Source organism: Fictibacillus gelatini DSM 15865 (assembly GCF_000430745.1).
Taxonomy (GTDB): Bacteria; Bacillota; Bacilli; order Bacillales; family Fictibacillaceae; genus Fictibacillus_A; species Fictibacillus_A gelatini.
The window spans coordinates 42176-55898 of the sequence record NZ_AUMP01000001.1; the positions used below are offsets into that span (position 1 = coordinate 42176).

Below are 13723 nucleotides of genomic sequence, written 5' to 3' on the forward strand. Positions count from 1 at the left end.
TTTAATTGTATTATGCCTCTTTTTTGCGCACTTGACAAACGGTCGCCTGCTTTTCATCAAAATGATTTTTCATGACATCGAGAAGATCGGATTCTGTTATTTGTTCAAATGTCGGAATCACGTCAAAAAGATTCATTTCGTTAAATTCATAGCGTGTAAATTGGTTGGCGATAAATTCAGGTGAATTAAGCGCCCTTAAAAAAGAGCCAATCTTCTTTTTCCTCGTTCGTTCAAGGTCTTCTTTTGAGAGCGGTTTGGAAATAAAATCTTGAACCATTTTCATTAGTGTTTCAGAAAGGCGGTCAGGATCTTTCGTATCTCCGCCGATCATGGAAAAGCCAAAGCCGAATTCCTCCGTATAGTCGAACGCGAACGTTTGATCAATTAATCCTTCGTTATAAAGCTTTTCATAGTTTTCCGTACTTTTGCCAAACATCATTTCTAATAGCAAATTGACGGAAAGCTCATGTTTTAAAAGCGCTTCTCCTTTTCGCTCTGGCTGTTTCTCTTTAAAGCCAATGTAACATTTCGGTGTTTGCACCGGCATCGGAACAATTTCCTTTTTCGTCCGTGGCGCTGAAGGCTCTTCATCAAAAAAGCGCTCAATCGGCGGCTGGTCTTTATAATCCTTACTCGCCTGGTTTGTTTCAATCAGCTCCATCATCTCTTTTGCGTCAACTGGACCGACGACGAATAATATCATGTTGCTTGGATGATAAAAGGTTTCATAACATTCATAAAGATCATCTTTCGTGATTTTAGCAATCGATTCTACCGTTCCGGCAATATCGATTTTCACAGGATGATGGTGGTACATATTGGAAATTAATCCGAAATATGCGCGCCAGTCAGGATTATCATCATACATGCGGATTTCCTGGCCGATAATTCCCTTTTCCTTTTCTACCGTTTTTTCCGTAAAATAGGGATCCTGAACAAAATCGATTAACGTTGTTAAATTTTTCTTTACTTCATTCGTAGTCGAAAACAAGTAAGCCGTCCGTTTAAACGATGTAAAAGCGTTCGCAGAAGCCCCTTGCTGATTAAATTGTTGGAACACATCGCCATCTTCTTTTTCAAACATTTTATGCTCGAGGAAATGGGCAATACCATCCGGGACTTTCACCGGTTCATTTTTGCCAAGCGGCGTAAAATGGTTGTCAACCGAACCGTAATTAGTTGTAAAAGTGGCATACGTTTTGTTAAATTCTTTCTTTTCAAGAATAAACACTTTCAACCCATTTTGCAAAGTTTTAAAATATAACGTTTCATTTAATTGATCAAACTGTTTTTGTTCCATTTTCGTTCCCCCTTCCTTTTAAGAAATAAATCGTGTCAAGCTTGATTTTTTTCGCAACTTCAACAACCTCATCCTTCGTTACGCGGTCAATTCCATTGATCCATTCTTCGATGCTTCGTTCATATCCGGAAATTATTTGATGATACAACACTTCCACAAGCCCCGCGGCATCGTCAACCGTTTCTAGTATTTGGTTTTTAATCATCGCTTTCGTTTTTGCCATTTCATCGTCTGTAATGTTACCGTTTCTCATATCTTCGAGTTGCTCTTTAATAATCGAAACTGTTTTTTCATAGTTCGCTGTTTCGATGCCGGACATTACGAAGATAGATCCTTTATGGCTTTCAAAACGGGAAGCTGCATAATACGCAAGACTATGCTTTTCTCGAACGTTGATAAACAGCTTGGAGTGCGAAAAGCCGCCAAAAATGCCATTACATACTTGAAGCGCTAAATAGTCAGGGTCAGCATATGTCGTATACGTTCTGAGCCCCATATGCAGTTTCCCTTGCTGAACATCCTGCTCCTCAATCACTTCGTTGACTTTTGTAACTTCCACCGCTTCATTTTTTTCGATCGACTGGCCTGCCGCCCTTTTTTCGTTAAAGACAAAAAATTGCTTCGCTTTATTTACAATCTCATCATGGGAAATATCACCCACAACGTAAAAGTCGAATTCATCATTTGCTAAAACTTCCTGATAATATGCATATAAATCTTGCGGTGTGATTTGATCCACTTTGTTTTCATTTCCATACACATTAAGATGGTACGGATCGCCTTTAAACATTTCTTCAATTAAACGCTTGTTCGCATATCGCATTTTATCATCATAAATTGATTCAATTTGCTGCTTTAATGAACGTTTTTCCTTTGAAACAATATCCTCTTTAAAAGCGCCGTTTTCCGTTACCGGCCTTAACAGGACGTCGGCTAATAGCGCAATCCCTTGATCTAACAGTTTCGACTGATCGGATAAAAATTTCTCGTTCGCAATATCCATCCGAAAACTAATAATTTGATAGTTGCCTTTTTTCGAAAGATCAACGTTCAATGTCGCCCCGTATAAATCATCCAGAGCCCCGCGCAATTGTTTGCTTGAAGGATATTTTTTCGTGCCGCTTTGCATGACATAAGGTAAAAGAGCCCGTTTTGTCACACTGTCTTCTTTGATCAAGTTTTTAAGCTGCAGAACGATTGTATTTGTTTTATACTTTTTCGTTTCAACACTATGTATTCTCATTCCGGGGATTTCCGTCATTCGATGTTGAACATATGCCATTTTATAACCTCCTTATCATACCACTCATCATAGTTTACCCCTCTTCGATACGAAACATGACTTTTCCTGCTTATAAAAAAAGTTGGAGGGACAAATCCTCTCCAACTTTTTGCAATGTGTCCCGGACATACTGGACTTCCTTTTATCGTTTACCTTTCTCATAAGGCTGGCCACTCGCCTTAGGCGCGTCTGCCCGGCCGACAAAACCAGCAAGCGCGAGGATCGTCAATACATATGGAGCGATCAATAGCCAGACTGACGGGATATCTTTAAAGAACGGCAGTGATTCTCCCGTGACGCTTATGCTTTGTGCAAGTCCGAAAAACAGGGCCGCGCCGAGCGCGCCGAGCGGATGCCATTTACCGAAAATCATCGCAGCCAACGCCATAAACCCCTGACCAGAAATGGTCGCATGAGTAAAGTTACCGCTAATGGAAGCAACGTACACTGCTCCCCCGAGACCTGCAAAACCACCGCTGATAAGTACGGCAACATACCGCATACGGACAACGTTGATGCCCATCGTATCAGCAGCCATTGGGTGTTCACCGACGGAGCGGAGACGCAGGCCAAAAGGTGTTTTATAAAGCACATACCAGACGACAACACTTAAGAAAATAGCAACATATGAAGTGGCGTATGCATTTGAGAAAAACCAGTCGCCGATAATTGGAATATGAGAGAGAACTGGAACATCTTGTTTTGAGATCCGCTCATGAATCATCGGTGTTTCCCCTGCATCAAAAATCTTCTTTGTCAAAAAGAGGGCAAGACCGGACGCTAAAAAGTTTAGCGCAACACCGCTAATGACTTGATCGGCTTTAAATGAAATGCTCGCCATCGCATGAAGCAAAGAAAATAAAGCTCCAGCAACAATTGCTATAAGAAAGCTGAGCCATGGTGAAGCAGCACCCAAATGCATTTTTTCAAAAAAATGCATGCATACCGCGCCAACGAATGCTCCAAATAGCATCATACCTTCCAAACCGATATTAACAACACCGGATCGTTCACAGATAACGCCGCCGAGAGCAGTAAATATAAGGGGTGCTGCCGAAACGATTGCGGCAGGAATTACAATTGCCAAAATGTCTAAAAAACTCATTATAATTTACCCCCTTTATTCACCCGGTTAGAGAGCCAGTGAATGATATAGCTTGATGCAATAAAGAAAATAATAAGTGCGATAATAATATCAACTAATTCGATCGGAACAAAGGCAACGGAAGACATGTTGGAAGCGCCAATTTTTAATCCTCCAAACAAGGCGGCTCCGATAATAATGCCAATGGCATTATTTGCCCCGATCAGGCTGACAGCGATTCCATCGAACCCAACTCCAGTGAATGCCGCATTAATCATCATATACCCGTAAGTTCCGAGTCCTTCCATCGCTCCGGCAATGCCGGCAAAAGCACCCGAAATCGCCATCGATAAAATAATATTTTTAGAGACGTTCATTCCGGCGTACCGGGAAGCGTGCTGGTTAAATCCGACAGCGCGAAGTTCGTATCCCATTGTCGTTTTCCAGAGGATAAACCACATAATAACGGAACAAATAAGCGCTACAATGATTCCATAATGAAGACGGGAGCCGTCCGTAATCGTTTGCAAGAAATCCGAAGCGAGTGAAGCCGTCGGTTTTACATCCTTTGTCCGCTCGCCAGGTGCAAGCATGTAAGCACGAATAATGGCATTCGTCATATAAAGGGCAATATAGTTCATCATAATGGTCGTAATGACTTCATGAACTTTGAAACGCGCTTTTAAAAAGCCCGGAATAACCCCCCAGAGCGCACCCGCTACGGCAGCGGTTACAATCGCAAATGGAAGATGAATGATTTTCGGCAGATCAAATGAAACGCCGACATAAACCGAAGCAAGCCAGCCGACAAGCACTTGACCTTCCACACCAATGTTGAACAGCCCGGCGCGAAAGGCAAAGGCAACGGCAAGACCTGCCAGAATGAGCGGCGTCATTTGCCTGACCGTTTCACCAATATTGTAGCTGTTACCAAATATCCCTTCAAAAAGGCTTGTATATGCAAGTATCGGTTGATAGCCGCTCGCAAGCATCACAATCCCGCCAATGATTAAAGCGAGCACAACAGATATTACCGGAATTAAAATTGAAAATAAGCGCCCTTTTAGTAAATTCACTGAAATCCACCTACTTTTTCTTTCTTGCCGCCTGCCATAAGTAAGCCTAGTTCTTGTTCGTTCGTTTCTTTCGGGTTGACAATAGCGACGATTTTCCCTTCGTAAATGACGGCAATCCGGTCACTAACATTCATAATTTCATCGAGTTCAAAAGAAACAAGCAGGACCGCTTTTCCTTTATCCCTTTCTTGGATCAGCTTGGAGTGAATAAATTCAATCGCCCCTACATCTAAACCGCGGGTCGGTTGTGCCGCAATAAGAAAATCAGGGCTGCGATCCACTTCACGGGCGATGATCGCCTTTTGTTGGTTCCCGCCGGATAACGCCCGGGCCGGTGTAAACTCGCTAGGTGTACGAACATCAAATTCTTGAATAAGGGATTTTGCTTTTTCATAGATTGTCTTGTAATTCAAAATGCCAGCTTTTGAATAAGGAGATTGATAGTACGTTTGCAAGGCCATATTTTCTCCAATTGTAAAATTAAGAACGAGACCGTGTTTATGGCGGTCTTGCGGAATATGGCCGAGCCCTGACTCCGTTACTTTCCGCGGTGATAATTTCGTAATGTCTCTCCCGTTTAACATAATTTTACCTGAAGAAACTTTTGCGAGGCCGGTAATGGCTTCTAAAAGCTCGGTTTGCCCATTGCCGTCAACCCCCGCAATTCCAACAATTTCTCCGGCTCTTACTTCAAGATTTAAACCGTTAACGACGTTTACTTTCCTGGCGTCTTCGACAACAAGGTCTTTAATTTCAAGAACGGTTTCTTTCGGCACGCTATCTGTTTTCGCCACTTTAAAATTAACTTCACGACCAACCATCATAGCGGCAAGCTTGTCCGGGTCTGTATCAGCGACATTGACAGTGCCGATACCTTTTCCCCTGCGAATGACGGTGCAGCGATCACAAACTTGCATAATTTCTTTTAATTTATGTGTAATTAATATAATCGACTTTCCTTCACGAACGAGCTTTTTCATAATTTGCATGAGCTCGCTAATTTCTTGTGGTGTAAGCACAGCTGTCGGTTCATCAAAAATAAGAATGTCTGCACCGCGATAGAGGGTCTTTAAAATTTCTACCCTCTGCTGCATTCCGACTGAAATATCTTCGATTTTCGCGTGCGGATCAACAGATAATCCGTATTGGTCGGAAAGCTTTTTGATTTCGTTTGCAGCCGATTTGATATCCACTCTTCCACCACGGGTAGGTTCTTTTCCAAGAATAATATTTTCTGTAACGGTAAACTTTTCGACAAGCATAAAATGTTGATGCACCATCCCGATGCCAAGATCGTTGGCAACGTTTGGGTCATTGGCAGTGACTTTCTTTCCTTTAACAAAAATTTCTCCTTCCTCTGGCTGGTAGAGGCCGAAAAGGACATTCATTAAGGTTGATTTTCCCGCCCCATTTTCCCCGAGAAGCGCATGAATTTCCCCTTTTTTCACTTGAAGTGTTATATTATCATTGGCAACAATTCCGGGAAATTCTTTTCTAATGTTTCGCATTTCAATCACGTAATCCATGAGTGTTTCCTCACCCCTTAGATCTTTTCTGGTGTCAGAAGTCTAACCTTTTTTCATCATAAATAAAGGCTAGTATTCTACTAGCCTTTATTTATTTCCATTATTTTACCTTAAAGTTCTTGAATTCAGCATCCGTTCCCGGAACTTTCACTTCACCTTTAATAATTTTTTGCTTGTATTCTTCAACGAGTTTTAATGCTTTATCCGTCACATGATCTTTATGGCTGGAAATTCCTACTCCGTTTTCTTTAAGACCGAAGTTTAGAACTTGTCCTCCCGGGAATTTGCCGTCCATCGTTTGTTTGGATACATCAAAAACAGCCTGGTCTACTTTTTTCACCATCGAAGTAAGTGTTACATCTTCTGGCAGACCTTCTTCATATTGATCGCGGTCTACACCGATCACCCATACTTTTTTGCCATTTTTCGCACGGTTTTTCGCTTCAGTGAATACACCATTTCCTGTCGCTCCGGCAGCCGGGAAAATAATATCGACACCTTTGTCATAGAACGTGTTAGCAATTTGCTGGCCTTTTTCCGCTTTATCAAACGCTTCAGCATATTGGACTTCGACTTCCGCTTTTGGATTGGCCGTTTTAACGCCCGCCTTAAATCCATTTTCAAAGCGTTTAATAACCGGTCCTGTTACCCCGCCGATAAATCCGACTTTACCCGTTTTTGTCTGGCTTCCGGCAATTAATCCGACAAGGAAGGAACCTTCTTGCTCTTTAAATAAAATGTTAGCGACGTTCTTTTGATTTTCAACAACGGAATCAACAAGCGCAAGATGTGCATCCGGCTTTTGTTTTGCTACTTTTTGCACATCAGCCTGCATTAAATAGCCGATTCCGTATACAAGGTCGTAATTTTCACGCACGAGCCGCTGCAAGTTCGGCTGGTAATCACTTGCGGATTGAGATTGCAAATATTTGTAGTTTCTATCTTTAGCAAGCCCATTTTCTTTCCCGAACCGCTGGAGCCCTTCCCATGCCGATTGGTTGAATGATTTATCATCAACACCGCCGACATCTGTAACCATTGCTACTTTAAAATCTTTCTTATCTTTTCCGCCTTTTGTTTCTTTAGAAGTATCGCTGCCACAGCCAGCAAGCATTACGCTTGCTGCAAGACCTACGCTCAATAAAGCGCCAAATTTCTTCTTCATTCAAATTCCCCCTGTTTTTTTAAAAAAATTTAAAACTAAGACCGATTGTTACTTACCGTTACAGTAGTCAATCACCCCCTAAATATGGATAGACGTCAGACCTTACATCCGCCTTCTAACGACTGTAAAATTGAACTTGTCCGCTTTAAAATAATTGCACGAATAAAGAATCGGATCATCGTGTTGATCGTAATGCATTTGTTTTAACACGAGAATGGCCGACTCCGGTGGACATTCTAAAATACCGGATATTCGATCATGAAAGCCGAGCGGTTCAATTTTCGTTACCGCGTACATGATCCGGCGGTTGGCTTCCTTTTCAAGCAATTCGAGCAATGACTCATACTGGTGATGAACCATTTTATTCAAGTACATTTTTGGAATATGGTCCAAACAATAAACAACCGGTTCTCCATCTGCCGTTCTTACCCTTTCAATGACATGAATGTCGTCGCTTCCGCTCAAATTGAACTTCGTTATGATTTCATCCGTTGCCTGTTTTACACTCGAAGAAATAAACGTTGTTCCTGCTTTTTTCCCAGCTCTTTCAATCATATCGGTCACACTGAACAATTCTTCAATGCCCGATGAAAATAAGGCGCGAGTCCGAACGAATGTGCCGACTCCATGTTTCCGAATGACAACGTTTTCATCTTCGAGAATACGGAGCGCTTCCCGCAATGTCGCGCGACTGATTCCTAACTGTTTCGACAATTCAAATTCGGATGGAAGCTTTTCCCCTTCCTCGTAATACCCGCTTTCAATGTCGTCCTTAATTTTTTCAATTACTTTTAAGTACAATAGTCGATGATCTGTTTTAATAGACATTCGGGATACCACCTCTGGCCTGTTACAAAAACATTATTAATTTGTACGTTTTTTTAAATTTGTATCAGAATTTAGACATATTAGTAATATAACTGACAATTACTATATCATTTTTATGAAACGAAATAAATACTTTTTTTAAAAATATTAAAAAGACGAGTTCAATTATTTTTTGAACCCGTCTTATGAAGCGTCATGGTCTTCGGGCAGTGAAGAGACTAATACTTCTCTCGGTTTGCTGCCTTCATATGGACCAATGATCCCTTTTGCTTCCATCGCGTCTACTAGTCGGGCGGCCCTGGAATAGCCGATCCGAAATCTCCGCTGGAGCATGGACACAGAAGCGGTTTGCATATCGACAACAAGCTTAACCGCGTCTTCAAATAAATCATCTTCGATTTCAACGGTTTTTTCCGTTTCTTCCGTCGGTATCATCTCTTTTTGATATTGCGCCTTTTGCTGTGAAATGACAAATTCAACGACATTTTCAACTTCTTGATCAGATAAAAAAGCACCTTGAATGCGAGTCGGCTTCGATGCCCCTGACGGATAAAAGAGCATATCTCCGCGGCCGAGCAGCTTTTCTGCTCCTCCCATATCGAGAATCGTTCGGGAATCGGTTTGTGAAGACACGCTGAACGCGATCCTTGATGGAATATTTGCTTTAATAACTCCTGTAATGACATCGACAGAAGGCCTTTGTGTCGCGATGATCAAATGAATACCTGCAGCCCTTGCCATTTGCGCAAGCCTCGTGATAGCATCTTCAACATCACCTGAGGCAACCATCATTAAATCCGCTAACTCATCGACAATGACAACAATATAAGGCAATGTCGGCTGTTTTGCCTCACTTTCGCTATTGGCTCTCCGTATGCTTTCATTGTATCCCTCGATATTGCGCGTACCGCTATGAGAAAAAAGTTCATACCTTCGCTCCATCTCGCTGACCACCCGTTTTAAGGCCTGTGCGGCTTTTTTCGGCTCAGTGACGACCGGCGCTAATAAATGCGGAATCCCATTATACACATTTAATTCGACCATTTTCGGGTCAATCATCATCATTTTTACTTCATGTGGTTTCGCCCGCATTAATATGCTTGTAATAATTCCATTAATACAAACACTCTTCCCGCTCCCTGTTGCCCCTGCAACAAGAAGGTGCGGCATTTTTGATAACTCGGCGAAAATGGGCTCGCCTGAAATATCCCGTCCAAGCCCGATCGCCAATTTTGACGTTTGTTTTTTGAATTGTTTTGATTCAAGTACTTCCCGGAGTGTCACCATTGCGACTTCCTGGTTAGGCACTTCGATTCCAACCGCCGATTTTCCAGGTATCGGCGCTTCAATTCGAATTCCTTTTGCCGCCAGAGCAAGTGCGATATCGTCCGTTAATCCAACGATTTTACTTACTTTAACGCCAACATCGGGATACACTTCGTATTTCGTTACGGCAGGCCCCAGATGGACTTTAAGCACTTTTGCTTTTACACCAAAACTTTCAAATGTTCTTTCAAGTTTTTTCGCGTTGTGTCGGCTTAAAGCATATTGTTTATCTTTATGCTGGCCATTCGCAACCGGCGATTGAAGGAGATCAAATGAAGGCAATTCATAATTTTCATTTTGTTCAACGGCATCCTCAAAATTCTCCAATAGTTCTATTGGCTCCTCTTTCGCCTTGCCATTGTCCGATGAAGACTCTTCATCAAAACCGTGGGAAGAAAATTTAAGCTGCCCAGTTTGCTCATCATGATCAAGATGTTTTGAAAAATCCTCAATAATCGGTTCATGCTCGTCCACTAAAACAATGGAAGAATCATCCTCTGATTCATCTTCTTTCTTTTTCTTCTCTTTTATTTTAACGGATTGCTTTCGATTTTTCGTCGCTCTCTTCATGTTCTCATATGTATGTTGCAACTTCTGCGCTGTCCCCTGAATCGCTTTGGAAAACACATCAGAAACCGATTTTCCTGTGATTAAAATAAATGAAATGATCATGACAAAAGCGATAACAATCGTCGTTCCTTTAACGTCAAATAAAAAATGGCAAAATGCAAATCCGATGGCGCCAATCATTCCACCGCCAAGGTCGGCTCCCGACGTTTTTCCAGAAAGCTGCATCCAATATAAATCCCATGTATTGCGAATAACTGAAGGATCGGCCCATCTTCCGCCTTCTGATAAATTGTTAAATAATTTAATATGGCTTAAAATCAATAACGATAAAAATAAAAGATAAACACCCGCAAGCCTTCTAGACCAAAAAACAGGCATTTTTCGCTTAATAATAATATATACGGAAACGATGAGCAGTCCGATTAAGAAAAGGCCGTACCATTGGCCGCCAAAAAAGCGCAAAAACTCGACAAATGCAAGGCCGACTTTCCCCATCTTTGAAAAAGCGAGCATCGTTAACGCGAGCATTAATAAACCGATCAGTTCATACGTTATTTGCTCTTTCCACTCTGCTTTTTTTTTCGCTGATTTTTTATTTCTTTTTTTTGCCATAGCCTCACCTCATGCAAACAGTAAAACTAAGTAAAGCAGCCAGAGGCTGCTTTACTTACGTTATCTTTCATTATAACATAATACTAACTTTTCATGTTCGGCATTGGAAAGCTTATTTTTTCTCCAGGTTGAAAGGATTGATCGAGAAAATGGTTCGGATCCGTGCTTAAAATCCGAACGATGCGGCATTCACCCATTGAGAGATGTTCAACTAAAACAGGAACGTCATTATACACCATAACTGAATGGGTTTCCCGGTCATTTGTTTGGTCATACGGAAAGATCAATTCACGCGGCATCATCGTATAGAGAATCATTGAACGACCTCTAATCCCTTATTTTTATTCTTGTCAATCAATTCATTCAGCTTGGCAATCGCCTGGCCGACGCCGCCAACTTCATCAATCAATCCATCTTCAACCGCATGTTTTCCAATGACATTTGTCCCGATATCCCTTGTTAGATTTCCTTTTGAAAACATTAATTCTTTAAACTTTTCCTCTGAAATTTTTGAATGGCGAATAACAAAGCTGATGACTCTCTCCTGCATTTTATCCAAATATTCAAAGGTTTGCGGTACGCCTATGACAAGCCCCGTCAAACGAACAGGATGGATTGTCATCGTTGCCGTTTCTGCGATAAAAGAATAATCGGCACTTACGGCGATTGGAACACCAATTGAATGCCCTCCGCCAAGAACGAGCGATACCGTCGGCTTTGAAAGTGATGCGATCATTTCGGAAATGGCAAGGCCTGCTTCCACATCGCCGCCAACAGTATTTAAAATGATGAGCAACCCTTCAATTTTTGGATTTTGCTCAATCGCGACCAACTGAGGAATTAAATGTTCATATTTTGTCGTTTTATTCGTTGGCGGCAGTTGGACATGTCCCTCGATTTGACCGACAATCGTCAAACAATGAATATTAGAAGCTTCCATTTGCGGAATATTCGTTTGACCGAGCGATTGTATTTTATCAACAACTTCTGATTGCTGCCCGTTTGGACTTTGCGACTCTTGCTGTTCTTCATTGTTAAATTCGTTATCCACAACAAAACTCCTCTCATTTTTTTATAGTTTGAGCTTTGTTCATAAAAAAAATGCCCGCAATTTGCAGGCATTTTTTTTAGTCAAAGTAAAGCCAGGGTTAAAGCTTTTTTATATCTCCATGATGATCGGCATGATCATTGGACGGCGTTTTGTTTTTTCAAATAAATAATAGCTTAAAGAATCCCGTATATTTGATTTTAATGAAGACCAGTCTTTCACTTTTTCGGTCATGCATTTTTCTAAAACTTCTTTTACAAGGGTGCCCGCACCTTTTAACAATTCTTCGCTTTCACGAACATATACAAAGCCACGAGAGATGATTTCTGGACCTGAAACAATTTGATTCATTACTTTACTAATGGTAACTACGACGACAAGAATGCCATCTTGAGATAAAAGCTTGCGATCGCGCAATACAATGTTTCCAATGTCGCCGACGCCAAGCCCATCTACTAACACATTACCCGCAGGAACCTTTCCAAATCTCTTTGCTTCTCCATTTGTAAATTCGACAACTTCCCCTTTTTCCAAAATAAATATATTTTCCGGTTGAACTCCGACTTCAATGGCTAAAGACTGGTGGGCTTTTTGCATGCGGAATTCTCCGTGAACGGGGAGAAAATATTTTGGCTTAATAAGATTGATCATTAATTTAAGTTCTTCCTGGCTGCCATGTCCGGACACGTGAACTTTTCGCTGTCCAAAAACGACTTCTGCGCCGGTGCGCATCAGGCGATCAACAATTTTCGAAACAGCCATTTCGTTGCCTGGAATCGGAGTAGCAGCAATGATTACCGTATCCGTCTTTTTAATGGATACTTGTTTATGACTATTTGACGCCATTCTGGACAGTGCTGCCATCGGTTCTCCCTGGCTTCCGGTTGTTAAAATGACTACTCGTTCATCGGCGTAATTATTAATGTCGTCAATTGAAACAATGATGTCTTTCTCTACTTGCAAATAGCCTAAATCGATGGCTATATCGACATATTTGACCATGCTTCTGCCTGAAATGGCAACTTTTCTGTTTGTTAATATAGCGGCGTTCATCACCTGTTGAATGCGATGAATGTTTGATGCAAACGAAGCGATAATAATTCTTCCTTTTGCCTTATAAAAACAGTCGTTAATTTCAATTCCAACGGTTCTCTCAGACCCGGTCATTCCCGGTCTTTCCGCATTGGTGCTGTCAGAAAGGAGACAAAGCACCCCTTTACTAGCAAGTTCCGTTATTTTGCTAAATTCCGTATGAGACCCGTCGATCGGCGTATGGTCAATTTTAAAATCACCAGTATTCACTATAACCCCTTGTGACGTGTGAACAGCAATTCCTACGGAGTCCGGAATACTATGATTTGTGCCGAAAAATGAAATTTTAGCATGGTTAAATGTTAAGACCGTATTGGAATCAATCAATTGAAGCCGAGACGTTCGAAATATTCCCGCTTCTTTTAATTTGGATTCAACAAGTCCGAGAGTGAATTTTGTACCAAAAACGGAAACCGGCAATTTTTTTAATATGAAAGGAAGTGCACCGATATGGTCTTCATGTGCATGTGTTAAAAAAATACCCTGAACCCGGTCAAGATTTTCAGTAAGGTATGTAATATCGGGAATGACGATATCAATTCCAAGCATTTCCTCATGTGGAAACATTAACCCCGCATCAAGAACAAAAATATCTTCATTAACCTCCACCACATACATGTTCTTGCCGATTTCGCCCACTCCGCCCAGGGCGAAAACCCTGACTTTTTCTATATTTTGTTTTATTGTCAATGTTAAGATCCTCCCAGATGAATGAATAAAATAAAATCCGTTAATCCGTTCACGTCACTTGCATTTATTATAGCCTAAGTTGGAAAGGGAAGACAAGAAACAAGGGAACAAAATTGCTAATTGC

General features: G+C 41.4%; 11 protein-coding genes. All 11 read right to left on the reverse strand.

Annotated features, from left to right (window positions below; translation table 11 throughout):
* Window positions 1-10: 10 nt before the first annotated feature.
* Entirely contained in the window at window positions 11-1300 is a 1290-nt protein-coding gene (gene yfmH / locus H538_RS0100240) for an EF-P 5-aminopentanol modification-associated protein YfmH (RefSeq protein WP_026675813.1), read from the reverse strand.
* Window positions 1281-2582 (reverse strand): EF-P 5-aminopentanol modification-associated protein YfmF, encoded by a 1302-nt coding sequence (yfmF, locus tag H538_RS0100245; RefSeq protein ID WP_026675814.1) that lies wholly within the window; start codon window positions 2580-2582, stop codon window positions 1281-1283. Before yfmF ends, yfmH begins: the two co-directional genes overlap by 20 nt.
* A gap of 142 nt (window positions 2583-2724) precedes the next feature.
* On the reverse strand, window positions 2725-3687 hold the full coding sequence (locus H538_RS0100250; protein WP_026675815.1) for an ABC transporter permease: 963 nt from the start codon (window positions 3685-3687) through the stop codon (window positions 2725-2727).
* Window positions 3687-4748 carry an ABC transporter permease gene (locus H538_RS0100255; protein ID WP_026675816.1) on the reverse strand — a complete coding sequence of 354 codons (1062 nt, stop codon included), beginning with the start codon at window positions 4746-4748 and terminating at the stop codon, window positions 3687-3689. The genes H538_RS0100250 and H538_RS0100255 overlap by 1 nt, the downstream gene beginning before the upstream one ends.
* Window positions 4739-6268 (reverse strand): ABC transporter ATP-binding protein, encoded by a 1530-nt coding sequence (locus tag H538_RS0100260; protein WP_026675817.1) that lies wholly within the window; start codon window positions 6266-6268, stop codon window positions 4739-4741. Before H538_RS0100260 ends, H538_RS0100255 begins: the two co-directional genes overlap by 10 nt.
* Before the next feature lie 100 nt (window positions 6269-6368).
* A complete protein-coding gene (locus H538_RS0100265; RefSeq protein WP_026675818.1) occupies window positions 6369-7433 on the reverse strand; it encodes a BMP family lipoprotein in 1065 nt (354 codons plus the stop codon).
* A gap of 102 nt (window positions 7434-7535) precedes the next feature.
* Window positions 7536-8261 carry a GntR family transcriptional regulator gene (locus H538_RS0100270; RefSeq protein ID WP_026675819.1) on the reverse strand — a complete coding sequence of 242 codons (726 nt, stop codon included), beginning with the start codon at window positions 8259-8261 and terminating at the stop codon, window positions 7536-7538.
* A 183-nt stretch (window positions 8262-8444) separates the two neighbouring features.
* Window positions 8445-10769: a DNA translocase FtsK gene (locus tag H538_RS0100275; RefSeq protein ID WP_026675820.1), complete on the reverse strand. Its 2325-nt coding sequence runs from the start codon at window positions 10767-10769 to the stop codon at window positions 8445-8447.
* An 83-nt stretch (window positions 10770-10852) separates the two neighbouring features.
* Entirely contained in the window at window positions 10853-11086 is a 234-nt protein-coding gene (locus tag H538_RS0100280) for a YlzJ-like family protein (protein WP_026675821.1), read from the reverse strand.
* A complete protein-coding gene (locus H538_RS0100285; RefSeq protein WP_026675822.1) occupies window positions 11083-11820 on the reverse strand; it encodes a ClpP family protease in 738 nt (245 codons plus the stop codon). Before H538_RS0100285 ends, H538_RS0100280 begins: the two co-directional genes overlap by 4 nt.
* 108 nt (window positions 11821-11928) lie before the next feature.
* Window positions 11929-13599, reverse strand: a complete 1671-nt coding sequence (locus H538_RS0100290) for a ribonuclease J (RefSeq protein WP_026675823.1) — start codon at window positions 13597-13599, stop codon at window positions 11929-11931.
* Window positions 13600-13723: the final 124 nt, after the last annotated feature.

Bases quoted from the DNA above. Each gene is read 5' to 3' on its own strand.
- H538_RS0100280 (WP_026675821.1), bottom strand. From the start codon at position 11,086: ATGATTCTCTATACGATGATGCCGCGTGAATTGATCTTTCCGTATGAC.
- H538_RS0100270 (WP_026675819.1), bottom strand. From the start codon at position 8,261: ATGTCTATTAAAACAGATCATCGACTATTGTACTTAAAAGTAATTGAA.
- yfmH (WP_026675813.1), bottom strand. From the start codon at position 1,300: ATGGAACAAAAACAGTTTGATCAATTAAATGAAACGTTATATTTTAAA.
- H538_RS0100260 (WP_026675817.1), bottom strand. From the start codon at position 6,268: ATGGATTACGTGATTGAAATGCGAAACATTAGAAAAGAATTTCCCGGA.
- yfmF (WP_026675814.1), bottom strand. From the start codon at position 2,582: ATGGCATATGTTCAACATCGAATGACGGAAATCCCCGGAATGAGAATA.
- H538_RS0100250 (WP_026675815.1), bottom strand. From the start codon at position 3,687: ATGAGTTTTTTAGACATTTTGGCAATTGTAATTCCTGCCGCAATCGTT.
- H538_RS0100265 (WP_026675818.1), bottom strand. From the start codon at position 7,433: ATGAAGAAGAAATTTGGCGCTTTATTGAGCGTAGGTCTTGCAGCAAGC.
- H538_RS0100275 (WP_026675820.1), bottom strand. From the start codon at position 10,769: ATGGCAAAAAAAAGAAATAAAAAATCAGCGAAAAAAAAAGCAGAGTGG.